This is a genomic window from Limnohabitans sp. Rim8, assembly GCF_943326455.1.
In the GTDB taxonomy this organism is placed as follows: domain Bacteria; phylum Pseudomonadota; class Gammaproteobacteria; order Burkholderiales; family Burkholderiaceae_C; genus Limnohabitans_A.
This window is the reverse complement of record NZ_CALPTI020000002.1, coordinates 1-21,369: the sequence shown is the minus strand read 5'-3', so window position 1 is coordinate 21,369 and position 21,369 is coordinate 1. Positions and strand designations below refer to the sequence as shown.

At 60.7% G+C, this 21,369-nt stretch carries 25 protein-coding genes; 13 read left to right on the top strand and 12 right to left on the bottom strand.

Annotated elements, in window-relative coordinates; genetic code table 11:
* Nucleotide 1: 1 nt before the first annotated feature.
* Complete coding sequence (locus tag Q1M54_RS01430) at nucleotides 2-253, bottom strand: type II toxin-antitoxin system Phd/YefM family antitoxin (RefSeq protein ID WP_300552883.1); 252 nt, start codon at nucleotides 251-253, stop codon at nucleotides 2-4.
* Nucleotides 254-395: 142 nt separating this feature from the next.
* On the opposite strand from Q1M54_RS01430, the gene Q1M54_RS01425 reads away from it, so the two are divergent.
* Nucleotides 396-1,208, top strand: a complete 813-nt coding sequence (locus tag Q1M54_RS01425) for an SDR family oxidoreductase (RefSeq protein ID WP_300552881.1) — start codon at nucleotides 396-398, stop codon at nucleotides 1,206-1,208.
* A gap of 22 nt (nucleotides 1,209-1,230) precedes the next feature.
* Here Q1M54_RS01425 and glmU read toward each other — a convergent pair whose 3' ends face one another.
* A complete protein-coding gene (glmU, locus tag Q1M54_RS01420; protein WP_300552878.1) occupies nucleotides 1,231-2,637 on the bottom strand; it encodes a bifunctional UDP-N-acetylglucosamine diphosphorylase/glucosamine-1-phosphate N-acetyltransferase GlmU in 1,407 nt (468 codons plus the stop codon).
* 109 nt (nucleotides 2,638-2,746) lie between these two features.
* Between glmU and Q1M54_RS01415 the strand changes: the two genes are divergently transcribed.
* Entirely contained in the window at nucleotides 2,747-3,262 is a 516-nt protein-coding gene (locus tag Q1M54_RS01415; protein WP_300552876.1) for a proprotein convertase P-domain-containing protein, read from the top strand.
* On the top strand, nucleotides 3,259-4,110 hold the full coding sequence (locus tag Q1M54_RS01410; protein WP_300552874.1) for a DUF6279 family lipoprotein: 852 nt from the start codon (nucleotides 3,259-3,261) through the stop codon (nucleotides 4,108-4,110). Before Q1M54_RS01415 ends, Q1M54_RS01410 begins: the two co-directional genes overlap by 4 nt.
* Nucleotides 4,111-4,204: 94 nt before the next feature.
* On the opposite strand, the gene Q1M54_RS01405 is transcribed toward Q1M54_RS01410, so the two are convergent.
* From Q1M54_RS01405 to Q1M54_RS01395, 3 genes are all read right to left on the bottom strand, one after another.
* Nucleotides 4,205-5,230 carry an MBL fold metallo-hydrolase gene (locus Q1M54_RS01405; RefSeq protein WP_300552872.1) on the bottom strand — a complete coding sequence of 342 codons (1,026 nt, stop codon included), beginning with the start codon at nucleotides 5,228-5,230 and terminating at the stop codon, nucleotides 4,205-4,207.
* Nucleotides 5,231-5,326: 96 nt separating this feature from the next.
* Nucleotides 5,327-5,956 (bottom strand): TetR/AcrR family transcriptional regulator, encoded by a 630-nt coding sequence (locus Q1M54_RS01400; protein ID WP_300552869.1) that lies wholly within the window; start codon nucleotides 5,954-5,956, stop codon nucleotides 5,327-5,329.
* 18 nt (nucleotides 5,957-5,974) lie between these two features.
* Nucleotides 5,975-6,559 carry a 5-formyltetrahydrofolate cyclo-ligase gene (locus Q1M54_RS01395; protein ID WP_300552866.1) on the bottom strand — a complete coding sequence of 195 codons (585 nt, stop codon included), beginning with the start codon at nucleotides 6,557-6,559 and terminating at the stop codon, nucleotides 5,975-5,977.
* Between the two features lie 9 nt (nucleotides 6,560-6,568).
* Between Q1M54_RS01395 and Q1M54_RS01390 the strand changes: the two genes are divergently transcribed.
* On the top strand, nucleotides 6,569-8,542 hold the full coding sequence (locus Q1M54_RS01390) for a lytic transglycosylase domain-containing protein (protein ID WP_300552863.1): 1,974 nt from the start codon (nucleotides 6,569-6,571) through the stop codon (nucleotides 8,540-8,542).
* 6 nt (nucleotides 8,543-8,548) lie between these two features.
* Here Q1M54_RS01390 and Q1M54_RS01385 read toward each other — a convergent pair whose 3' ends face one another.
* Nucleotides 8,549-8,845, bottom strand: a complete 297-nt coding sequence (locus tag Q1M54_RS01385) for a polyhydroxyalkanoic acid system family protein (protein ID WP_300552860.1) — start codon at nucleotides 8,843-8,845, stop codon at nucleotides 8,549-8,551.
* A complete protein-coding gene (locus Q1M54_RS01380) occupies nucleotides 8,833-10,905 on the bottom strand; it encodes a molybdopterin oxidoreductase family protein (RefSeq protein WP_300552857.1) in 2,073 nt (690 codons plus the stop codon). Before Q1M54_RS01380 ends, Q1M54_RS01385 begins: the two co-directional genes overlap by 13 nt.
* 137 nt (nucleotides 10,906-11,042) lie before the next feature.
* Between Q1M54_RS01380 and Q1M54_RS01375 the strand changes: the two genes are divergently transcribed.
* From Q1M54_RS01375 to Q1M54_RS01355, 5 genes are all read left to right on the top strand, one after another.
* Nucleotides 11,043-12,254: a M20 aminoacylase family protein gene (locus Q1M54_RS01375; protein ID WP_300552855.1), complete on the top strand. Its 1,212-nt coding sequence runs from the start codon at nucleotides 11,043-11,045 to the stop codon at nucleotides 12,252-12,254.
* An 11-nt stretch (nucleotides 12,255-12,265) separates the two neighbouring features.
* Entirely contained in the window at nucleotides 12,266-13,354 is a 1,089-nt protein-coding gene (locus Q1M54_RS01370; protein ID WP_300552852.1) for a M14 family metallopeptidase, read from the top strand.
* Nucleotides 13,351-14,310 (top strand): complex I NDUFA9 subunit family protein, encoded by a 960-nt coding sequence (locus Q1M54_RS01365; protein ID WP_300552850.1) that lies wholly within the window; start codon nucleotides 13,351-13,353, stop codon nucleotides 14,308-14,310. The genes Q1M54_RS01370 and Q1M54_RS01365 overlap by 4 nt, the downstream gene beginning before the upstream one ends.
* Before the next feature lie 173 nt (nucleotides 14,311-14,483).
* Nucleotides 14,484-15,167, top strand: coding sequence for a glutathione S-transferase family protein (locus Q1M54_RS01360; RefSeq protein WP_300552848.1), 684 nt, complete (start codon nucleotides 14,484-14,486; stop codon nucleotides 15,165-15,167).
* Nucleotides 15,168-15,175: 8 nt separating this feature from the next.
* Complete coding sequence (locus tag Q1M54_RS01355; protein WP_300552845.1) at nucleotides 15,176-16,426, top strand: multifunctional CCA addition/repair protein; 1,251 nt, start codon at nucleotides 15,176-15,178, stop codon at nucleotides 16,424-16,426.
* 10 nt (nucleotides 16,427-16,436) lie between these two features.
* On the opposite strand, the gene trxC is transcribed toward Q1M54_RS01355, so the two are convergent.
* The 5 genes from trxC to Q1M54_RS01330 all read right to left on the bottom strand — a co-directional run bounded on the left by trxC (nucleotide 16,437) and on the right by Q1M54_RS01330 (nucleotide 19,159).
* The gene (trxC, locus tag Q1M54_RS01350) at nucleotides 16,437-16,883 is read right to left on the bottom strand and encodes a thioredoxin TrxC (protein ID WP_300552843.1); all 447 of its coding nucleotides are present in this window, start codon (nucleotides 16,881-16,883) and stop codon (nucleotides 16,437-16,439) included.
* 95 nt (nucleotides 16,884-16,978) lie between these two features.
* On the bottom strand, nucleotides 16,979-17,239 hold the full coding sequence (gene infA / locus Q1M54_RS01345) for a translation initiation factor IF-1 (protein WP_019426546.1): 261 nt from the start codon (nucleotides 17,237-17,239) through the stop codon (nucleotides 16,979-16,981).
* Nucleotides 17,240-17,253: 14 nt separating this feature from the next.
* Nucleotides 17,254-17,469, bottom strand: a complete 216-nt coding sequence (locus tag Q1M54_RS01340) for a hypothetical protein (protein WP_300552841.1) — start codon at nucleotides 17,467-17,469, stop codon at nucleotides 17,254-17,256.
* Nucleotides 17,470-17,842: 373 nt separating this feature from the next.
* A complete protein-coding gene (locus tag Q1M54_RS01335; RefSeq protein ID WP_300552838.1) occupies nucleotides 17,843-18,037 on the bottom strand; it encodes a DUF2905 domain-containing protein in 195 nt (64 codons plus the stop codon).
* Nucleotides 18,038-18,055: 18 nt separating this feature from the next.
* On the bottom strand, nucleotides 18,056-19,159 hold the full coding sequence (locus Q1M54_RS01330) for an SAM-dependent methyltransferase (protein WP_300552835.1): 1,104 nt from the start codon (nucleotides 19,157-19,159) through the stop codon (nucleotides 18,056-18,058).
* Nucleotides 19,160-19,291: 132 nt separating this feature from the next.
* Between Q1M54_RS01330 and Q1M54_RS01325 the strand changes: the two genes are divergently transcribed.
* The 4 genes from Q1M54_RS01325 to ttcA form a co-directional block, all read left to right on the top strand.
* The gene (locus tag Q1M54_RS01325) at nucleotides 19,292-20,065 is read left to right on the top strand and encodes an SDR family oxidoreductase (RefSeq protein WP_300552833.1); all 774 of its coding nucleotides are present in this window, start codon (nucleotides 19,292-19,294) and stop codon (nucleotides 20,063-20,065) included.
* Entirely contained in the window at nucleotides 20,062-20,457 is a 396-nt protein-coding gene (locus Q1M54_RS01320) for a dihydroneopterin aldolase (protein ID WP_300552831.1), read from the top strand. Before Q1M54_RS01325 ends, Q1M54_RS01320 begins: the two co-directional genes overlap by 4 nt.
* Nucleotides 20,454-20,825, top strand: a complete 372-nt coding sequence (locus Q1M54_RS01315; RefSeq protein ID WP_300552828.1) for a dihydroneopterin aldolase — start codon at nucleotides 20,454-20,456, stop codon at nucleotides 20,823-20,825. Before Q1M54_RS01320 ends, Q1M54_RS01315 begins: the two co-directional genes overlap by 4 nt.
* Before the next feature lie 5 nt (nucleotides 20,826-20,830).
* Nucleotides 20,831-21,369: tRNA 2-thiocytidine(32) synthetase TtcA (gene ttcA / locus Q1M54_RS01310; RefSeq protein WP_300552825.1), on the top strand; the 539-nt coding region annotated here is incomplete at its 3' end.

The window sequence follows — 21,369 nt, the reverse complement described above, 5'->3', positions numbered from 1 at the left end:
CTTAAGACTCGTCACGCAATAAATCTTCCAGAAGCTCAGGGGTCAAGCCCGCACGTTCAGCCTTGGTCGCCGTGTCCACCAAGGTGTGCTGCAGGCGGTTGGCGTAAAACTCACGCATGGCTTCGTAGTCGTGCGCGGAGACCATGACACCGACCACACGATCACGGCGCATGACGCGCACGGGCTCGCGTTGCGCCAGATCGATGAAATGGCCGAACTGGGTTTTGGCTTCGTTAGCAGTCAGGGTTTGCATGGCACCAATATAGCACAAAACGAATGAATCGTTCGATTGGATCGAGATTTAATAGTCTGCGCCCTGTGCACGCGAGTGTGAAAGAATCCTGAAGCAAACCGGGCGTGCACAGCTTCCGCAAGTCCACCACAAGGAATCTGGCATGAATGTGATCATCATCACGGGTGCATCTGAAGGCATTGGGGCCGAAATGGCCATGCAGCTGGCCCGCACAAAAGGTGCCGCCGTGGCGCTGGTGCTGGCCGCCCGCCAGGCGGCCAAATTGGAAGCGGTGGCTGATGCCTGTCGCCAGCACGGGGCGCAGGTGTTGTGTGTGCCCACCGATGTCAGCGTGCGCGCAGACTGCGAAGCCCTGATCGCACAAACCGTGCAGCATTTTGGCCGGATCGACACGCTGATCAACAACGCCGGTGTATCTGCTCACGCCCTGCTGCAAGAAGTGGATGCAGCCCATTTGGGATGGTACGAAGAGCTGATGCGGGTCAACCTGTGGGGCACCATCTGGTGCACACATGCCGCGCTACCGCACCTCAAAGCCTCACGCGGTCGCATCGTGGCGGTCTCGTCTTTGGCGGGCTTGGTGGGTGTGCCGGGTCGCACGGCTTACTGCACCAGCAAATTTGCGATGAATGGCTTCATGGAGGCGCTGCGTACCGAATTGCTGAGCGATGGGGTGTCGGTGACGATTGCCTACCCCGGCGTGGTGGCCACCGACATCCGCCGCCGCGGCTTCAATGCCCTGGGCCAGCCTGCAGGCTCCAGCGGCCTGAGCGAAGACAAGGCCATGCCGGTCAAGTTGTGCGTACAAAAAATCTTGCAAGGCACTGAGCGACGCCAACGCGACTTGCTGATGAACCCCATCGGACATGTGGGCCGCTGGCTTAAGTTACTCGCCCCAAGTTGGGTGGACCGCATGGCCTGGGCGGCTTTGAAAAAGTCCGGCACACAGCGCTGAACAGCACGCTGAACGGGCACCCTCAGGCTTTGGGCTGCTTCTTGGGCCGCGCCCAGTTCGCGATGCTGACCTGCTTGCCGCGCGCCACGCTGAGCGAGCCTGGCTCGGTGCTCTTGGTGATGGTGGAGCCGCCGCCCACGGTGCCACCTGCACCGATGGTGATGGGGGCGACCAGCACGCAGTTGCTGCCGATGTGCACGTCGGCCTCGATCACGGTGCGGTGTTTGTTGGCCCCGTCGTAATTGGCGGTGATGCTGCCCGCACCGTAGTTCACCCGCTCGCCCACGGTGGCGTCGCCCAGATAAGCCAAGTGGTTGGCTTTGGCGCCCTTGGCCATGGTGGAATTTTTGACTTCCACAAAGTTGCCGATGTGGACCTCGGCCCCCAGCTGCGCGCCGGGGCGCAGACGGGCAAAGGGGCCTATCAGGGCGCCTTCGCCCACCGACACACCGAGTTTTTCGCCGTCGATGTGGGTGAAGGGGTGAATCACCGCGCCTGCCCCGATGGTGCAGTTGGCGATCACGCAGTTCGCACCGATCTTCACGCCTTCGCCCAAGGACACGCTGCCTTCAAAAATGCAGTTCACATCGATCTCGACATCTTGCGCGCAATCGAGCTGGCCGCGCAGATCCAAGCGGGCGGGGTCTTTCAGGCGCACGCCTTGCTCCATCAGGCGATGCGCCTGGCGCAGTTGGTGGGCGCGTTCCAGCTCGGCCAGTTGCACCGGGCTGTTCACGCCAGCCACCTGCACCGGGTCGCTGATGGTGTGGGTTACCACGGGCACGCCGTCGGCGACGGCCAGCTTGACCACATCGGTCAGGTAGTACTCGTTTTGGGCGTTGCGGTTGTCGATGCGCCCCAGCCAGACTTTGAGCAGGCGAGAGGGCACGGCCATGATGCCGCTGTAGACCTCGTTGATCTGGCGCTGCGCATCGGTCGCGTCTTTTTGTTCCACGATGGCTTGCACAGCATCACCTTGCCGCACGATGCGACCATAGCCCGTAGGGTCGGGCAGGCAAATGGTCAAGAGCGCCAGCTTGGCGCCACCACATTGCGCGATCAGGGCTTGCAGGGTGTCGGCCTGGGTCAGCGGCACGTCCCCCGACAAGATCACCACCACCCCATCGTCGGGCAGCACGGGCACCGCCTGCTGCACAGCGTGGCCGGTGCCCAGTTGCGGCTCTTGGCGCACGCATTGCACGGCCAGCGCCTGACCCGAGGCCAGAACCAAAGGTTCCACTTGGTCAGCGCCGTGGCCGGTGATGACCACGGCAGAGCGGGCGTTCAGTTGCGCCGCAGTATTGAGCACATGCTGCACCAGCGGTACACCCGCCAAGCGCTGCAGCACTTTGGGCAAGCGGCTTTTCATGCGGGTGCCTTTGCCAGCAGCCATGATGACGACGTCGATGGGGGGGAAAGAGGCTTTCATAGACTTCAAACTTTCAGATGTACCCGGCGATTTTTAAAGATGATCACCCATGGTTAAATTATCGCTGTCCCGCATCGGGCCTATGATTCGCTCTAAAGGCACTCTTAACATGCGTCAATTTTCCTTCAGACTGGCTTGTGTCGGCTTGGTCGGCTCCCTGATCTTGGCTGGCTGCGGCGGATCACAAGTGCAGGAATCAAGCACCTTGCGAGACGTCACTTGCGACTCAACCAGCTTGTGGGCGGGCCGACCAGCCCTGTCGGGCTTGCAGATCCCGGACAACAACACCAGTGGCATCACCGTGACCTGGGACAACCAAAATTGCAGCCTGAAATCCGTTTCGTCTGCCAGGATTGAGATGTGTCTGGCACACACCAGCCCTGCTGACTTGAGCTGGTCCATCCTCCCGCCCAATTCAGCCCTTGCCCTGACGCTGCCTTCACCGACCCCTTTGGGTTCATCATGTGACTCCGAGCAAGGTCAACTGCAAAGCATCCAACTGCTGTCCGCGATTGGCACAGGGCCCGTATCACAAGGACGCTGGGCCCTTCAGGTCAAGGACCGCTCACTGGGCAACACGGGCACCTTGATTCAATGGCGCCTGATCCTGCAGGGCCTGCAATGATCCGTTTCGGCCTCGCCGTTTTGGCGCTGGTGCTCTTGCCCGCGTGCAGCGCCATCAAACTCGGTTACCAGCAATTGCCAACCTTGTCCTATTGGTGGCTCGACAGCACGGTGTCGTTCAGCAACGCGCAAACGCCTGCAGCCAAAGAGGCCATTGACAAGCTGTACCAGTGGCACCGCCGCGAAGAGTTGGCCGGTTATGGCGAGGTGCTGCAACGCATCGGGCAGCTGTCCACAGGTCCTTTGCAAGCCGAGCAGGTTTGCAGCGTGGCCACCGATGTCCAAGCCCGGCTGGATGTCTTGATGCGGCAAGCGGTGGTGCAAGCGGCTCCGGTTGTTTTGGCGCTGGGACCAAGGCAACTGAGCCACATCGCTCGCCAATGGGAAAGCAAAAATGAAGATTGGGAAAAAGAGTGGCTGCAGGGCGATGCACAAGCCCGGCTGGACCGCCGCTTGGACAAGGCGGTGAACCGCTTCAACTCGTTTTACGGGGATCTGAATCCGGCGCAAATCAGCATGGTCAGGGCACAACTGGCCCAGTCGCCTTGGACAGCAGAGTGGGGACGGCGCGACCGCCAACGTCGCCAACAAGATTTGCTGTCCACCCTGCAACGCGTGGCCCAAAGTGGCATGACACCGGCCCAAGCCGAAGCCCAGTTGTGGGGCGTTTGGCAGCGCTGGCTGACCCCCACGGATGCGGCGCAGCGTGCCGTTTTCCAAAGTTTGTCGCAAAGGGCTTGCGAGAACCTGGCTCAACTGCACAACACCACCACGCCCGAACAGCGGGTGCGGGTGGCTCGGCGCTTGCGGGCCTATGAGCGGGACATCCAAGACCTGACCCGGCCCTGAACAGCCGGGCTCCACGCACCACGCTCTGCCCACCCAACAAAAAACCCCGCCAGTCTGACTGCGCGGGGTTTTTTTGTGAGGTGCGTGACAGGCTTCAGCTTTGCAGCGCTTTCCACATCTCCATGTCGCGCTCTGCGGTCCAAATGCGCGGGTTCTTGATGCCGCTGGCTTCGTCGTAGGCGCGCGTCACATCAAACGGCAGGCAGTGCTCGTAAATGAACACATGGCCAAAAACTGGATCCATGCTTTTGCGCGTGTGGGCCATGGCGGCTTTGAGGTCCATCTTGCCTGCAACCGCTTCTTTGCCGGCCTGGAACAAAGTGGTCACCCAGCGCTGCGTGTAATCGAGCGCCTTGTTGACGTTGGCGTTGCCCTTCATGGCTTCGCCGCGGCCGGGTACGATGAATTCAGCTTTCAAAGCGCGCAAGGCTTCCAGCGTGGCAGGCCATTCTTCGAGCTGCGCATCGCCCGTGTACACACCGGCTTCGTACTCGACCAAGTCACCTGAAAACAGTACCTTTTCCTCTTCTACCCAAGCAATCGTGTCGCCACGGGTATGACCCGGGCCTGGGTGCCAGATTTGCACCACCACACCGCCCAAGTTGATGCTGAGCTTGCCGGGCACCTCGCTTTTTGTGGGGTTACCGCCGCCCACCACCATGGTCGGCCAGGTCAAACCGGGGATGCTGTCGGCACCTCGGAACAGGCGCGGGAAGCGCTCCATCTCGCTTTTCATGTCTTGTGCGCCGCGTTCCTTGATCAGGTCCAGCGTGCCTTCACTGGCGATGATCTCGGTCGCGCCTTCGGCGGCGTAGGCGTAGGCGCCCAAAACACGCACCGCATGGTAGTGCGTCAGCAGCACGTATTTGATGGGCAGGTCGCTGACGGTACGGATCTTCTTGATCAGGTCTTTCGCCATGTCAGGCGTCGCCGTGGCGTCGCTGACCATGATGAAACGGTCCCCGATGATCACGCCCGAATTGGGGTCACCCTCTGCGGTGTAAGCCCAGCAGTGCTCGCTGAGTTGCTCAAATGTGATCTTTTTTTCGGTCAAGTCCGCCTGGCTGGCGAATGCTTTGATGGGGGCTTTTGCAGGGGCTTTGGCGGGTGTTTTGGACATGAAAATGCTCCAGACGGTGAAGTTTTGATTTTACCTAAACGAAATGCATTACGGATTGTTAAATTCCAACCCTCCAACCAACCGTGATCCTGAACCTCAGCCCAAACCTTTTTCCAACATGCCAATCACCTCGTCGGCAAAGGCCGCATAACTGATCGGCCCACCCGGGCGAAGCCAAGTGAAGGTCCAGTTGATCATGCCCAACAGCATCATGGTCAAGGCGGTTTGGTTGGTGGGAGTCAGGCGCTCTGGGTAGGCCCTTTTCATGAAGCGGGTCATGGCGGCAACGATGTCACGCTGACGGTTCAGGATCAGCTCACGCGGCGACACGTGCGCAGTGTTCAAGGCCGGGTCGGGCAGATCACTCAAAAACTGGGTGTCGTTCAAGAGCGCCGCATGCCGCGTGGCCGAGTTCTCGTACTCCTGCAAGAACGCCCGCACCAACTCGTGCAAAGTAGCGCGTTCGTTCAGGTCTTTGCGCTGGGCCGTGGCTTCGGTTTGCGCGATCACCGCCAACAGGCGTTGGGTGTGACGGTCCAACAAGTCAAACAGAATGGCCTCTTTGCTCTCGTAGTAATGGTAGAGCCGGGCTTTGGATGTGCCGCACGCGGTGGCAATCTCGTTCATGCTGGCGGCCGGATAACTGCGCTGGGCAAAGCATTGCGCGGCGATGTCCAAAATGGCATCGCGCTTGATGTCGTGAGTAGCGGATTTGGGTCGGGCCATGGTTTTCTGGGGTCTGGCTCAAACCGGCCACACCACCCCGTTGTCGTTCAAGATCGCGTCCAGTGGCTCGTCGTGGTCTTCGGGCTCCAAGTCATCCAAGAAACCGTGGGTGTAACCCAGTCCCACTGTGAAGGGTTTCGGTTGCAGGGTGGCCAAAGTGCGGTCATAAAAGCCACCGCCATAACCCAAGCGGTAACCGCCAATGCCATAGCCCACGCAGGGCACAAACAGCAAAGTAGGTACGATGATTTCGGTGTCTTTGGGTTTGGGGATGCCGTAGGCGTCTTCTTCCATCGGGCAGCCCGGGTACCAGGTGTGAAAAGTCAGGGTTTTGTGCTGTTTGTTGACGACGGGCAAACCAATTTGGCGGCGCTGCGGCTCACCATGCAGTTCGCCATCCTCTTTCCAACGGTGCAGCGCAGGCAAAGGATCAAACTCGCCCTTGATGGGCCAATAGGCCCCAATCACGGTGTCTGGGCGGTCAAACAACCAAATGCGCATGACGCGCTGCAGAGCTTCGGCCCGTGACAGACGGTCTGGCAGGTGCAGTCTTTCTTCAATCAAGGCCTTGCGCAGGGCCTTTTTGGCTTCAGCTTTGTCCATAATCCACCCATGAAATTGACTCTGATTCTGACACTGCTGGCCAGCTTGGTCACCACCGGCTTGTTCAGCATGCCGGCACAGGCCCAAAGCAAGGGCGATGAAGCCTTGCTTGAAATGCACAAGGCTTACAACAAAAACGACGCCAAACGCTTGTCGGCCCTGCTGCCCCAAGTGCGCGGACACGTGTTGGAGCCTTTGGCCGCCTATTGGGAGATGCGGGTCCGGCTGGACACCGCTTCAGAATCGGAAATACGCCAATTTTTGAACAACTTCGCAGGCAGCTACTACGAAGACCGCCTGCGCAACGATTGGTTACAACAACTGGGCAAACGCCGCAACTGGGCCACGTTCACCGCCGAATACCCACGCTTTCGCATGCGCGATGACCGCGAAGTGCGTTGCTATGCCTTGGCCACCGAAGCCATGAACACCAAAGCCGATGTGGTCGAAGAGGCCAAGCGCATTTGGTATTCACTGCGCGAAGCAGACGACGGTTGCACCTATGTGGCCGAACACTTGCATTCCGGGCGGCAAATCAACGCGCTGGACATTTGGCGCAAAGCCCGCATCGCCATGGACGCCAACCGGCCTCGCGCCGCCCAAGCGGCTGTGGACATTGAAGCACCGCGCGCCAGCGAACAAGTGAACAAAATCCACGCCGATCCATCGGGCTACCTGAACAAACGCATTTTGGCCATCACGCGCAACCAAAAAGAATTGGCCGTGTTGGCGCTGATCCGCTTGGCCGCCAGTCAGCCCGATCAAGCGGCCCAATTGCTCGAGCAGCAATGGGGACGGCAACTGAGTGCCGAAGAGCGCAACTGGACTTGGGCCGTGATCGGCAAGCAAGCCGCACAAAAACTGCAAGACAACGCCAGCGCCTACTTTGCCAAGGTTCAAAAAGACAGTGACCTGAACGACGACTTGCTGACTTGGAAAGTGCGTGCGGCCCTGCGCCAAGGCCAATGGCCTCATGTGCTCTCGGCCACCCAAGCCATGAGCGCGGGTACGCGCAGCGACCCGGCTTGGACCTATTGGCGCGCCCGCGCCCTGCTGGCCCTGGCCCCCACCGAAGTCCAACGCCACGAAGCCCAAACCTTGTTGACCCAAATCGCCAGCGTTCGCGGTTTTTACGAGCAATTGGCGTTGGAAGAGTTGGGCCAGGCCATCACCACGCCCGAGCGCCCATCGCCACTGACGCCGTCTGAGAAATCCGCTGCACTGACGCACCCCGGTTTGCAACGCGCCTTGTATGCCATCGCTTTGGGCTTGAGGGCCGAGGGCAACCGCGAATGGAACTACAGCACCAACCTGCACACCCCCGGCGGCATGAACGATCGCGAACTGCTGGCGGCAGCCGACTTGGCCTGCCAGCGCCAAGTGTGGGACCGTTGCATCAACACCAGTGAGCGCACCAAGGAGGTGTTTGACCACGAACAACGCTTTCCGATGCCCCTGCGCGAGCTGGTGATACGCCGCTCTGGCGACATCCGCTTGGACCCCGCTTATGTGTATGGCCTGATCCGTCAAGAGAGCCGCTTCATCATGGATGCACGCTCGCATGTGGGCGCCTCGGGCCTGATGCAGGTCATGCCCGCCACGGCCAAATGGACTGCTCAAAAAATCGGCCTCGCGGGATTCACGCCCCAACAAATCAACGAGCGCGAAACCAATGTGACGATTGGCACGGCTTATTTGAAACTGGTGCTGGACGACTTTGAAGGCTCAATGCCCATGGCCACCGCCGCCTACAACGCTGGCCCCAGCAGGCCCCGAAACTGGCGAAAGGGCCCGTTGCTCGAAGCGGCCATATGGGCTGAAAACATCCCATTTTCTGAAACGCGCGATTACGTGAAAAAAGTGTTGGCCAACACCACCAACTACGCCGCCATCCTGACGCGCCAGCCGCAATCGCTCAAAGCACGGTTGGGGCAGATTGGGCCACGCAACAACATGGCATCGGTGAACAACGACCTGCCATGAGGCGAATCAGGCGACGGGGCCCAACAAGGCGTCCAAGTTGGCTTTGATCTTTTCTTCGATCTTGCCGCTGTAGGCGCCCAGCAAAAAACCCAGCTTGATCTGCAGGTTAAAGCGGGTGGCGCTGACGCAGAGTTCGCCACTCACACCGCTGCGCTCAAAACGCAGGCGGTCCAAGGCCTCGCCAGGCTCTGAAGCGCAGGTCATGCCCCACTCTTGTTCGGCCTGCTCGCGCCAGCGTTCGGCCACCAAGCGTGCGCCGTCCAGCCCCAGGGTGTGTTCACGTTCAATTTTCAATTCAGGCATGCCGCCACCTCCACCAAGCAGTCGTAAAACACGGGCGCACGGCCCAAATCGGTCAGGTGCTGGCTGGTCAACTCGTTCACATTGGTGCCGTTCAAGCCCAGCTTGCGCCACCAAATTCCCAGACCATTGACCACACCAGGCCGTGCACGCTGGTTCACCCGCGCCTTGCAGTGGTAAGTGCCCCGGTCGTTGAAAACCCGCACCACCGCGCCGTCGGCGATGCCCCGCTGGGCCGCATCTTCGGGGTGCATTTCCAGCACCGGCTCCGCTTCGATATCGCGCAGGCTTTGCACGTTGACAAAGGTCGAATTGAGGAAGTTGCGCGCAGGCGGCGAGATCATGGCCAACGGGTAGCGCACATCGCTGCCAGACGCTTCGTAATTGGGCAGATGGTCGGGCAAGCCATCCAGGCCCTGATCGGCCAGGCGCTGGCTGAAAAACTCGCAGCGGCCCGAAGGTGTGGGAAAGCCACCTTGTGCAAACGGCGCATCGGGCACAGGCAAAGAAGCAAACCCGTGCGCCAACAACTGCTCAAAGTCTTTTTCATCACCAATGGCGCTGCGGCACAGGCTTTCGTCGCTTTCGGCAAAACACGCATCGATAAAACCCATGCGCTCAGCCAACGCCCGGAAGATGTCGGTGTTGGTGCGCGCACCGCCCACAGGCGCAATCGCCGGGCGGTTGAGCAGCACATCGGTATGGCCGTAGCTGGTGTGGATGTCCCAATGCTCCAGCTGCGTGGTGGCGGGCAAGATGAAATCGGCGTAATCTGCCGTGTCGGTCTGGAAATGCTCCAACACCACGGTGAACAGGTCCTCGCGGCCAAAGCCCTGCACCACCTTGCCCGACTCGGGGGCGACGGCCACCGGGTTGCTGTTGTAAACAATCAGGGCTTCAATTTGGGGGCCAAACGTGGGCGAAGCCGGGCGAAGCAAATCGTCGCCAATCGTGCTCATGTTGATGGTGCGCGGACGCCGCTCGCCCAACAAGTCTGGCCGCTGCAAAGCCGCCCGCCGCACCGGAAAATGCCCCGAGCTGCTGAGCAAGACCCCGCCCGCCCGGTGCCGCCAGGCCCCGGTGAGTGCAGGCAGGCAAGCAATCGCTCGCACCGCGTTACCCCCACCGCGCACGCGCTGCATGCCATAGTTCAAGCGAATGGCCGCAGGCTGGGTGGTGCCCCAGTCGCGGGCCAGCTGACGGATTTGATCGACCGGCACGCCGCACACCTTGGCCGCCCGCTCGGGCGACCACTGCAAGGCACGCGCTTTCAGGGCGTCCCAGCCCAGGGTATAGCGGTCGATGTAATCTTGGTCGAGCCAGCCATGCACGATCAGCTCGTGCATGAGGGCCAGCGCCAGCGCGGCGTCGGTGCCGGGCCGCAGGGCGATGTGTTCGTGGCATTTTTCGGCCGTCTCGCTGCGCCGGGGGTCGATGCAGACCAGCTTGGCCCCGTTTCGCTTGGCATCTTGGGCGATGCGCCAAAAGTGCAGGTTGCTGCCAATCGAGTTGCTGCCCCAAATGACGATGAGCTTGGATTCGGCATAAAACTCGACCTTCATGCCCACCTTGTTGCCCAGCGTTTGGGTCAGGGCTTCGGCACCGGCAGAGGCGCAAATCGTGCGGTCCAAGAGCGATGCGCCCAGCTGGTGGAAAAACCGCGCCGCGATCGACTCACTTTGCACCAAGCCCATGGTGCCCGCGTAGCTGTAAGGCAAGATAGCCTGAGGGTCGCACGCAGCGATGGTTTTCAGCCGGGCAGCAATCGCATCCAAAGCCTCATCCCAGCCCACAGGCTCAAACTGACCCGAACCCTTGGGGCCCACACGGCGCAGAGGCTGAAGCAGGCGATCGGGGTGGTAAGTGCGCTCGGCGTAGCGCGAAACTTTGGTGCACAACACGCCGTCGGTCGGCGCGTGCGCCGGATTGCCCTGCACCTTGGTGGCACGGCCGTTTTCCACCGTGGTCAGCAAGGCGCAGGTATCGGGGCAGTCATGCGGGCAGGCGCCGCGCACGATTGGGGGGGTATCGTGGTCCAAAGTATTGGCTGACAAGGACGGCATGTGGGGTCTTCCAAAAAGCGCGACCCCCATTGTGGCCGATGCCCTGCGCGGGGTAAAACACGGGCATGTCCCCGATGCGCTGTGGGTGGCGAATCAGGAGTTGGCAAAATAGACCCACTATCGCTAGACTGAACACCATGAAACTCATCGACACCATCCTCACCGACGCGGCCAGCATAGCGGCCATCCGCAAAGACATCCACGCCCACCCCGAGCTGTGCTTCCAAGAAGTGCGTACGGCCGACGTGGTCGCCCAGCAGCTGACCGACTGGGGCATCCCCATCCACCGTGGCATGGGCACCACGGGCGTGGTGGGCATCGTGCATGGTCGTGATGGCGGCGCTTGCGGGCGCGGCATTGGCTTGCGCGCCGACATCGACGCCTTGCCCATGCAGGAGTTCAACACCTTCGCCCACGCCAGCAAACACCAGGGCAAGATGCACGCCTGCGGCCATGACGGCCACACGGCCATGCTGTTGGCGGCAGCCAAGCATTTTTCCAAGTACCGCGACTTTGACGGCACGGTCTATTTGATCTTCCAACCCGCCGAAGAAGGCGGCGGCGGTGCCCGCGAGATGATCAAAGACGGTTTGTTTGAAAAATTCCCCATGCAGGCCGTGTTTGGCATGCACAACTGGCCTGGCGCGCCCGTGGGCACTTTTGCGGTCAGCCCCGGCCCGGTCATGGCGTCGAGCAACGAGTTCAAGATCACCATCCGCGGCAAGGGCAGTCACGCCGCACTGCCGCACAACGGCATTGACCCGGTGCCAATTGCTTGCCAGATGGTGCAGGGCTTTCAGACCATCATCACCCGCAACAAAAAACCGGTGGATGCGGGAGTGATCTCCGTCACCATGATCCACGCAGGTGAAGCCACCAATGTGGTGCCCGACTCTTGCGAGTTGCAAGGCACGGTGCGCACCTTCAGCATTGAAGTGCTGGACCTGATCGAAAACCGCATGAAGCAAGTGGCCGAGTCGCTTTGCGCAGCTTTTGGCGCGCAATGTGAGTTTGAATTCCACCGCAACTACCCGCCCACCATCAACAGCGCCTTGGAGGCCGACTTTGCACGCAACGTCATGAATGGGATCGTGGGCGCTGACCATGTGATGCAACAAGAACCCACCATGGGCGCCGAAGACTTCTCGTACATGCTGCAAGCCAAGCCGGGCGCGTATGTCTTCATCAGCAATGGCGACGGCGCCCACCGAGAGATGGGCCACGGCGGCGGCCCTTGCACACTGCACAACCCGAGTTACGACTTCAACGACGATTTGATCCCATTGGGCGGCACGTATTGGGTGGAGTTGGCCACGCAGTGGCTGGCCCAGCCCACCCAAACCGCTTGAACAGGCCGCGCATGGACCATATCCAAAGCGGCTTTTCCAAAAGTTATGCGCAAGCTCGTGAAAAATTTCTGAATGCTGCTCTGGCAGCTGGTTTGCCCGTCGATTCGAACATCCATCCACTCAAAGGCCGGGACGGTGAAGAACTGGCCATGGACGTGGTGCTCGACGGTGACGCCAATGCTCAAAGCCTTTTGCTCATCAGCAGTGCTTGCCACGGCGTTGAAGGCTATTGCGGGTCAGGGGTTCAAATCCACGCCTTGCAAAACACCGCTTGGCGTGACGCGGCCAAGGCCCAAGGCGTGGCCGTGCTCTACATACACGCCCTCAACCCGCATGGTTTTTCACATGTGCGCCGGGTGACCCATGAAAACGTGGACATCAATCGCAATTTCCAAGACTTCTCCAAGCCCCTGCCCGACAACGCGGCCTACCGCGAAATACAGCCCCTGCTTTTGCCGGAAGTTTGGCCACCCGATGCAGCCAATGAGGCCGCTACCAACCAATACATCACCGAGCGCGGCATGAAAGCCTTTCAGGCTGCCATTTCCAAAGGGCAACATGAGTTCCCCGAAGGTCTGTTTTTTGGAGGGCAAGCCCCCACCTGGAGCAACCTGACTGTGCGGAAAATGTTGCAAAAATACGGTCAGTCTTGTCAAAAGCTGGCCTGGATCGATCTGCACACGGGCTTAGGCCCAAGCGGTGTGGGAGAACGCATCTTTGCCTGCCCCGACGATGCAGCGGCCTACCAACGTGCCAAGAAGTGGTGGGGCCAAGGCATCACCTCCATTTATGACGGCTCCTCCAGCTCCCCCATGCTGACGGGCTTGATGTGGATGGCCGCCTGTCAAGAGTGCCCGCAAGCGGAGTACACAGGCATCGCCATGGAATACGGCACACAAGCGCCTGAGCTGGTCTTGCATGCGCTGCGTGGCGACCACTGGCTGCACATGCACCCCGAAGCATCGGATTCGCTGCAACAACAAATCAAACAAGAACTGATGAACGCTTTTTACACCGACACCGACTCATGGCGCCGCCAAATCATTGACCAAGCCATGGATGCCATGCACCAGGCCGCGACAGGCTTGAACGCATCATGAGCACGCCGCGCATCTTGGTTTTGGGGGGCAGCGGCTTTGTGGGTCGCCAGATTTGCGAGCAACTCGCCCGCTTGGGTTGGCAGATCACGGTACCCACGCGCCGCGCCGTGAATGCGGCCAAAGTGCAAAGTTTGCCCGGCCTGACAGTTTTGGAGGCCTCTGTGCACAGCGAGGCCGATTTGGCCCGCCTGATGCCCGGACATGACGCGGTGGTGAACTTGGTGGCTGTGTTGCACGGCAGCGAAGCACGCTTTGAGCAGGTGCACGTCGATTTGGTGGGCAAAATTTCACGTGCTATGCAGCGCGCTGGCGTTCAGCGTTTGGTGCATGTCAGCGCTTTGGGGGCCGACTCACAAGGCCCCTCGATGTACCAACGCAGCAAAGCGCGCGGCGAGGCCGTGGTGCAAAGTGCTGGCTTGCAGCTCACGGTGCTGCGCCCAAGCGTGATTTTTGGTGCCGAAGACAAATTCCTCAACCTGTTTGCCGACTTGCAGGGCTTAGCGCCTTTCATGCCCTTGGCAGGCAGTGGCACACGCTTTCAGCCTGTTTGGGTGGGGGATGTGGCGCGCGCGGTGGTGACCTGTTTGCAAAACCCCGCCACCATCGGTCAGACCTACGAGCTGTGCGGCCCGGATGTGCTGACCTTGGGCGAGTTGGTCCAACGCGCTGGCCAGTGGGCGGGGGTGAACCACGGCCGGGGTCGCCCGGTGATTGGTTTGCCGATGTGGGTGGGCTGGCTGCAAGCGGCGGCCATGGAGTTGGCCCCGGGTGAGCCTTTGATGAGCCGAGACAATTTGGCGTCCATGAAAGTGGACAACGTGGCCACGGGCCAACACCCAGGGTTGTCCGCGCTGGGCATCACGGCAGCATCTGCAGCGGGTGTGGCGCCCAGGTATCTCGGTCACCGAGGCCCACGCAGCAAGTTGAACCGCTGGCGTGCGGGGGCGGGGCGCTGACCCCAACTGCAAAGGACTTGGGTGGATGCGTGAGGGTATGCGGCGGGTTCCTCATGACGGGGTACCGAAAATCGTCACCCGCCGCATGCCATCACACACCTTAGCGGTGCAATATGCACCTCGTCTACAGCCGTGACCGCTAACATGTGGGCTCTGATTCACGGGAGAAAACAATGATCCAGCTCTACATCGCCAACAAAAACTACTCGTCCTGGTCAATGCGCCCTTGGGTGATGCTGCGCCAGGCGGGCATTGACTTTGAAGAGGTCTACGTCCGGTTTGACAGCTTCGCCTCCGACTCGCAGTTCAAGGCCGCGCTCAAAGACGTCAACCCGGTGGGCAAAGTGCCTGTGCTGGTGCACGATGGCCTGGCCATTTGGGACACCTTGGCGATTGCGGAATATGTGGCCGAGCAATTCCCAGACAAGCAGCTTTGGCCGCAGGACCGCGCTGCCCGAGCACGCGCCCGCAGCATCTGCGCCGAGATGCACAGCGGCTTCATGGCCTTGCGCAGTGCCTGCCCCATGAACATCGAGGCGCACCTGCCCGAGATCGGGGCTTTGGCGCTGCGCGACAAACCCGCACTTCGTGCCGACTTGGAACGCATTTGCAGCTTGTGGAGCGGTCTGCTGGCAGAGCACGGCGGCCCCATGCTGTTTGGCAACTTCAGCGTGGCCGACGCCTACTTTGCGCCAGTGGTCATGCGCATCAAAACCTACGCCTTGCCCGTGCCTACCGATGTGGCCGCTTACATGGACCGCGTGTGCGCCTTGCCCGGCGTGAAAGCCTGGATCGACGAAGCACTGGCGGAGCAGGACTTCATCGACTTTGAAGAGCCTTTCCGGCTCCATCGCTGAAGACCATCATGGACGTTTTTGTCGTCGGCGGTGCGGTTCGTGATGCCTTGATGGGCCAGATCGTGAATGACCGCGACTGGGTGGTGGTGGGCAGCACGCCAGAAGCCATGAGCGCGCAGGGATATGTGCCCGTGGGCAAGGACTTTCCGGTGTTTTTACACCCCCAAAGTCGCGAAGAATATGCCTTGGCCCGCACCGAGCGCAAGACAGCACGCGGCTACAAGGGTTTTGCGGTGCAGGCCGACCCTGGCGTCACGCTGGAAGAAGACTTGGCTCGGCGTGATCTCACCGTCAACGCCATGGCCGTGCCCGAGGCGCTGGCCCATGCCGCGCCCGAGGCGTGGGCAGGCCAGATCGTGGACCCCTATGGCGGGCAGGCTGACCTGAACCACAAGGTGCTGCGCCATGTGACCGATGCCTTTGCCGAAGACCCGGTGCGCATCCTGCGTTTAGCACGCTTTGCGGCGCGCTTTGCCAACTTTTTTGTGGCCGCTGAAACCATGGCGCTGATGCGCCAGATGGTGGAGGACGGCGAGGCCGACCACCTGGTGCCCGAGCGCGTTTGGCAGGAGTTGAGTAAGGGGCTGATGAGCGAGAGGCCTTCTCGCATGTTCGAGGTGCTGCGCGAATGCGGCGCACTCCAAGTCTTGCTGCCCGAGCTGGACAGTCTGTGGGGCGTGCCCCAACGGCCTGAATACCACCCCGAAATCGACACTGGCGTGCACATGATGCTGGTGATGGACATGGCCGCTCATCTGAACATGCCGCTGCCTGTGCGCGTGGCCTGCCTGATGCACGACCTGGGCAAAGGCACCACGCCCGCCGACGTGCTGCCGCGTCACATCGGCCACGAAGGCCGCAGCGTGAAGCTCTTGCAAAAGGTGTGCGAACGCCTGCGCGTACCGACCGACTGCAAGGAATTGGCCGAGGTGGTGGCGCGGGAGCACGGCAACATCCACCGCAGCGGCGAGCTGAACGCCGAAGCCGTGATGCGCTTGCTGGAGCGCTGCGACGCCATACGCCAGCCGCAGCGTTTTGCCATGGTTTTAGAAGCCTGCGAATGCGATGCACGAGGGCGGCAAGGTTTTGAAGAGGCAACCTACCCGCAAGCAGCACGATTGCAGCAGGCGCAGAAAGCTGCGCTGTCTGTAGAGACCGCTCCGATTGCGCAAGCGGCGGCGGCTCAAGGTCTCAAAGGCTCGCAAATTGGCGCGCAAATCGCCAAGGCCCGCGTCAAGGCCATTGCGCAAGTGCTGTAAGTACTTCAGATCAAAGGTGAGAACGCGCCCAATCGGCGATGTCTTGCGCCGTGCGAAAAGCACCGGCCTGACGGGCGACTTCTTTGCCGCCGACAAACAAGGCCAGTGTGGGGATGCTGCGGATATTGAAGCGTGCGGCGACGGCTTGCGCCTCTTCGGTGTTGAGCTTGGCCACCCGCACTTGGGGCTCCAAAAGACCAGCGGCTTGCTCATACGCCGGGGCCATCATGCGGCAAGGGCCGCACCACGGGGCCCAGAAGTCCACCAGCACTGGTATTTGGTTGCGGCCGATGTGCTTGTCAAAGCTGGCCGCATCCAGCGCCAGCGGGTGTCCTGCAAACAAGGTTTGGTGGCATTGCCCGCAATCGGGGGTGTTGTGCAGATCGGCCACACGCACGCGGTTGGTGGTGTGGCACTGCGGACAAACAATGTGCAAGGCGTCGGCTGAAACGGTCATGGGTTCCCCTGTATTTCAAAAACACTTGGGGATCATGCTCCGCGATTCAAGAGCCTTGCGCGTTGACGCAGGTCAACGCAAAGAAGCGACCAGGATCAGCGTGCGGGTGGGCGGCGAGGCGCCATCGGTGCACGTCCAGCCAAGTGACGGAAACTGATGCGGCCTTTGCTCAAGTCGTAGGGCGAGAGCTCGAGCGTCACGCGGTCACCCGCCAAAATGCGGATGTGGTTCTTGCGCATCTTGCCAGCGGAATAAGCAATCAATTGATGACCATTGTCCAGCGTCACGCGAAAACGGGTGTCGGGCAACACCTCGTTGACCACGCCCATCAATTCAATCAGTTCTTCTTTAGCCATTTAAAACGTCTTTCTCAAAGCAGGATCGGTTTCATCGTCTGGCGCTCCACCCACAACACGCCTTCATCGAGGGCGTATTGGCTGGCGGCGGCAGGCGTCGCAAATTCAGGCACAAAACGCATCACGCGGTCGGTGCTGGCGCTGCCGCGGCCACTGGCCACAGACACTTGCGCGGCAAATGCGCCATTGGGCAAAGCCCTGGAGCACGGTTGAATTCGGAATTTTCCCATGGAGATGGGTTGGTGTGAACAGTAAAAGAGAGTCATGTATTTTAACGAAGGGGGTCGAACCGCACACAAGGCCCTCTAGGGGGCTGTTTGGCGCAACGGTTCTTGGCATGTCCTGCTGCCAAAAAGCTCCCTTGAATGCCAGCTGCAAAGCTTGGCGAACAACCGCACCGTGCAGAGGTGCATGAAAAGGGAAGCAAAAAATCGTCTGGGCCCAGCTTTGAAAGCATGGCGGGCGATGTGCACAGTGGAGGACAAGACTGGCATCCCTCTGCCGGGATGCGCTATCGGCTCGCAAGGAGCTAGATGGGCATAAGTCGCCAATGGCGTGTCGCACTGTAACACGTTCGTGTTGCAGGCCCTGACTGACCCCAGCTCAGACCCACCGCGCGATGGCTGCCGCCAACATGCTGAGCAACAACGTGCTGGTCAAGGGGATGAACCATTCGCGCCCAAACAGCCTAAACCGGAAGTCCCCCGGCAAGCGGCCAAAACCCAGCTTTTCCAGCCACTTTTGCAAGCCACTGAAAATGATCAGGGCCAGAAACACCACGATGAGCCAGCGCAACATAGCTTGCCTGAATGCCGGTTAAAGGCGGTGCGAGCGGTCGCCCCGGGCAAAGCCCTGGGCCGCCCAATCGGACGACGTGGCGAACCCAACCACTTTGAACAACTCGCCCATTTCGTGCTCGTTGATGAGGCGCTGCGCCTGGCTGCGTTCGGCCAAAGAGGCCTCGGCCATGCGCTCGGCCAGCCCCAAGTTCAGCAAAAACCAAGCTTGGCTGGCGTAGCCCAGCACATTCAGCCCCGTGTTTTGCGCCGCCAAGGCGACCCCGGTGAAGTTGACATGCGCCGTGATGTCTTTTTGGCCCACTGCCACCAAGGGGTTGTCATCGGCCTGATGGCGTTGGTGGCACATCACGGTGCCCATGTGGCGCTGAGGGTGGAAGTACTCTGCCTCGGGGAAACCGTAATCTAGAAAAAACGCCGCCCCGCCCCGCCCAGCCAGCAAGCGCTCGGCCAGGCTGGCGATGAAGGCCTCGGCTTGGGGGTGGATTTCGGTCAAATAGTCGTGCTCGCCTTCGACGACCACAGGCGGACGCAGGTCGGTCAAACGGTCTTGCCAGGCGAAGTCACTCCCCGAACTGACAACCCCGCGCTCATGCCAGACACCCTGCGTGCGTTGCAGCAGTTGAACCGGCATGGCGTCGAGCACCTCGTTGCCCACCACCACGCCCTCGATGGCGTCGGGCCAGGCGTCGAGCCAGCACACTTTGTCGGCGTGTTTCAACAAGCTGTCGGCCTGACGGGCGCGCAAAGTGCCTGACAAATCGATGATGGTGTAACGGCGCACCGCATCACCCAGACTGTCCAGCAGTTGCAGGGCCAGTGCCCCGGTGCCCGCGCCAAACTCCCAAACTTCATCGGTGCCCGTGGCCTGCAGCGCCTGGCGCACCTGCACGGCCAAGGTTTGGCCAAACAAGGGTGACATGCCCGGCGCGGTCACAAAGTCGCTGCCCGAAGCGGGCATGGCCCCGAACTTTTGCAGCGCATTGGTGTAGTAGCCCAAGCCCGGCTCGTACAAGGCCATGGCCATGAAACGGTCAAAACCGACCCAGCCACCGGCTTGGGCAATGGCCTGGTGGATAAGCGGGGTCAATTCAGCAGGGGGATGGGGATTCGGCAAGCTCACGCGCTGATTGTCGCCGAAGGTGTACGGGGGTTTGCCATGGTACCGGGCGACAAATCCATGGCTTGCCCGATAATTCAGCCCTTTGTACCTCGGATGTTCCTGCGCAGTGCCGTCTGCCCAGTCCACCCTTTCATGAAACAAGTTCTGGTCACCGGAGGCGCTCACCGCCTGGGCGCAGAGATCGTTCGCCAATTTGTGGCGGCGGGCTGGCGCGTGTGGTGCCATTACCAACGCTCGGCCGATGCGGCCAAGGCGCTGCAGGCGGAACTGCAGGCCGCAGGGGGCTTGGTTGAATGCGTGCAGGCCGATCTGGCACAGAGCGCACAAGTCGAACAGATGATGATGCAGATCGCACAAAGCCACGGCCCGCTCGACTGCTTGGTGAACAACGCCTCGCTGTTCGAGCCCGATGAAGGCACGGACATGGACTTGCCCGGCGCGCGCCTGCAACTCGAAGTGAATTTGATCGCGCCCATGCTGCTGGCCTCACTCATGGCCCAGCAAGCCGCGCCCAAGGCCACGCCCGGCCAGCGCAGCGTGGTTCACATTTTGGACCAGAAGGTGTTCAACCTGAACCGGGATTACTTTTCATACACCGTGTCCAAACTGGCGCTGGAGCGTGCCGTGGCCTTGCAGGCCCAGGCCCTGGCCCCCTTGCGCGTGTGCGGCGTGGCACCAGGCCTGATGTTTTTGAGCGGCCCGCAAACGCAAGAGAACTTTGACCGCGCCAGCCGTGTGAACCTGCTGCGCGAGCCGATCGACCCGGCGCAGGTGGCGGCGACTTGCCTTTTCCTGGCGCAAAACCCCTGCATCACCGGCACCACGGTGTGTGTGGACAATGGCCAGCACCTGGTGCCTTTGGCGCGGGATGTGATGTTCCTGGCCGACCCGAAAGGTGCAGCATGAGCGACCTGATGACCGATTTGGCGCTGAACTGCCGCCGCTTGTTTTTGCGCAACCACACGGTGGACGTGCGCATCGGTGCCCACGAGTTTGAAAAGCTCGGCCCTCAGCGCATCGTCTTCAATGTGGAGCTGTTTGTGCCCTACAGCGCGTCCACCCCCACGCAAGATGACTTGGCCGAGGTGGTGGACTACGACTTCATCCGCGAGGTGATTGCGCGCCGGGTGGCCCAGGGCCACATCGTGCTGCAAGAGACTTTGTGCGACGACCTGATGCGCGAGCTGATCGCCCACCCGCAGGTGCAGGCGGTGCGCCTGTCCAGCTGCAAACCCGATGTGTACCCGGACTGCGATGCGGTTGGGGTGGAAATTTTCCAGACCAAAAGCCCGACATGAAAACCCCAGCCGGACACCAAACCCTGGCGCTGACCGGTTTGCGCTTTGACGCGAACCTGGGCATCCTCGAACATGAAAAAACCGACCCGCAACCGATTCAGGTCGATGCCGAGCTGAACCTGGGCACGCAGCCCCTGCTGCCCAGCGACGACGACATCCACTCTGTGCTGGACTATCGCAAAGTGCGCAAAATCATCATCGACGAATGCACGGCTGAGCACATCAACCTGCTGGAAACACTGATCGGCAAACTCTCGAACCGCCTGATGCAGTTGCCCGGCGTGTTGGGTGTGCGCGTCAAGATTGCCAAACTTGAAATTTTTGAAGACTGCGAAGTGGCCATTCGCATGGAAACCGGACAGTGGTGAACCTCATGAACACAGACACAGAAGCCGACAACGCCTGGATTCAAGCGCAAGCCGAATCAGAGGCCGCCAAAGCCGTCAAGATCGAGCGCGAAACCCACAAGCTCGAAAAACGCCTGTGCCGCCAAATGGGCCAAGCGATCAGTGACTTCAACCTGATCGAAGAGGGCGACCGCATCATGGTCTGCATGTCAGGCGGCAAAGACAGCTACGGCATGCTCGACATCCTGCTCAAGATGAAGGCCCGCGCCCCGGTGGACTTCGAACTGGTGGCGGTCAACCTCGACCAAAAGCAGCCGGGTTTCCCTGAGCACATCCTGCCTGCCTACCTGAAAGAGCTGGGCGTGGAGTACCACATCGAGACGCAAGACACGTATTCGATCGTGAAAGACAAGATCCCCGAAGGCAAGACCATGTGCAGCCTGTGCTCGCGCCTGCGCCGGGGCATTTTGTACCGCGTGGCGCGCGAGTTGAAGTGCAACAAGCTGGCGCTCGGCCACCACCGCGACGACATGTTGCAGACCTTCTTTTTGAACATGTTCTTTGG

Excerpts from the sequence above, each read along its gene's own strand:
- Q1M54_RS01335 (WP_300552838.1), bottom strand. The coding sequence starts at position 18,037 with ATGTTGCGCTGGCTCATCGTGGTGTTTCTGGCCCTGATCATTTTCAGT.
- Q1M54_RS01340 (WP_300552841.1), bottom strand. The coding sequence starts at position 17,469 with ATGGGAAAATTCCGAATTCAACCGTGCTCCAGGGCTTTGCCCAATGGC.
- trxC (WP_300552843.1), bottom strand. The coding sequence starts at position 16,883 with ATGACCGTTTCAGCCGACGCCTTGCACATTGTTTGTCCGCAGTGCCAC.
- Q1M54_RS01400 (WP_300552869.1), bottom strand. The coding sequence starts at position 5,956 with ATGGCCCGACCCAAATCCGCTACTCACGACATCAAGCGCGATGCCATT.
- Q1M54_RS01410 (WP_300552874.1), top strand. The coding sequence starts at position 3,259 with ATGATCCGTTTCGGCCTCGCCGTTTTGGCGCTGGTGCTCTTGCCCGCG.
- infA (WP_019426546.1), bottom strand. The coding sequence starts at position 17,239 with ATGGCTAAAGAAGAACTGATTGAATTGATGGGCGTGGTCAACGAGGTG.
- Q1M54_RS01385 (WP_300552860.1), bottom strand. The coding sequence starts at position 8,845 with ATGCCTGAATTGAAAATTGAACGTGAACACACCCTGGGGCTGGACGGC.
- Q1M54_RS01325 (WP_300552833.1), top strand. The coding sequence starts at position 19,292 with ATGAAACAAGTTCTGGTCACCGGAGGCGCTCACCGCCTGGGCGCAGAG.
- Q1M54_RS01355 (WP_300552845.1), top strand. The coding sequence starts at position 15,176 with ATGGACGTTTTTGTCGTCGGCGGTGCGGTTCGTGATGCCTTGATGGGC.
- Q1M54_RS01360 (WP_300552848.1), top strand. The coding sequence starts at position 14,484 with ATGATCCAGCTCTACATCGCCAACAAAAACTACTCGTCCTGGTCAATG.
- Q1M54_RS01415 (WP_300552876.1), top strand. The coding sequence starts at position 2,747 with ATGCGTCAATTTTCCTTCAGACTGGCTTGTGTCGGCTTGGTCGGCTCC.
- Q1M54_RS01320 (WP_300552831.1), top strand. The coding sequence starts at position 20,062 with ATGAGCGACCTGATGACCGATTTGGCGCTGAACTGCCGCCGCTTGTTT.
- Q1M54_RS01315 (WP_300552828.1), top strand. The coding sequence starts at position 20,454 with ATGAAAACCCCAGCCGGACACCAAACCCTGGCGCTGACCGGTTTGCGC.
- Q1M54_RS01405 (WP_300552872.1), bottom strand. The coding sequence starts at position 5,230 with ATGTCCAAAACACCCGCCAAAGCCCCTGCAAAAGCCCCCATCAAAGCA.
- Q1M54_RS01390 (WP_300552863.1), top strand. The coding sequence starts at position 6,569 with ATGAAATTGACTCTGATTCTGACACTGCTGGCCAGCTTGGTCACCACC.
- glmU (WP_300552878.1), bottom strand. The coding sequence starts at position 2,637 with ATGAAAGCCTCTTTCCCCCCCATCGACGTCGTCATCATGGCTGCTGGC.
- Q1M54_RS01425 (WP_300552881.1), top strand. The coding sequence starts at position 396 with ATGAATGTGATCATCATCACGGGTGCATCTGAAGGCATTGGGGCCGAA.
- Q1M54_RS01365 (WP_300552850.1), top strand. The coding sequence starts at position 13,351 with ATGAGCACGCCGCGCATCTTGGTTTTGGGGGGCAGCGGCTTTGTGGGT.
- Q1M54_RS01375 (WP_300552855.1), top strand. The coding sequence starts at position 11,043 with ATGAAACTCATCGACACCATCCTCACCGACGCGGCCAGCATAGCGGCC.
- Q1M54_RS01395 (WP_300552866.1), bottom strand. The coding sequence starts at position 6,559 with ATGGACAAAGCTGAAGCCAAAAAGGCCCTGCGCAAGGCCTTGATTGAA.
- Q1M54_RS01370 (WP_300552852.1), top strand. The coding sequence starts at position 12,266 with ATGGACCATATCCAAAGCGGCTTTTCCAAAAGTTATGCGCAAGCTCGT.
- Q1M54_RS01430 (WP_300552883.1), bottom strand. The coding sequence starts at position 253 with ATGCAAACCCTGACTGCTAACGAAGCCAAAACCCAGTTCGGCCATTTC.
- Q1M54_RS01380 (WP_300552857.1), bottom strand. The coding sequence starts at position 10,905 with ATGCCGTCCTTGTCAGCCAATACTTTGGACCACGATACCCCCCCAATC.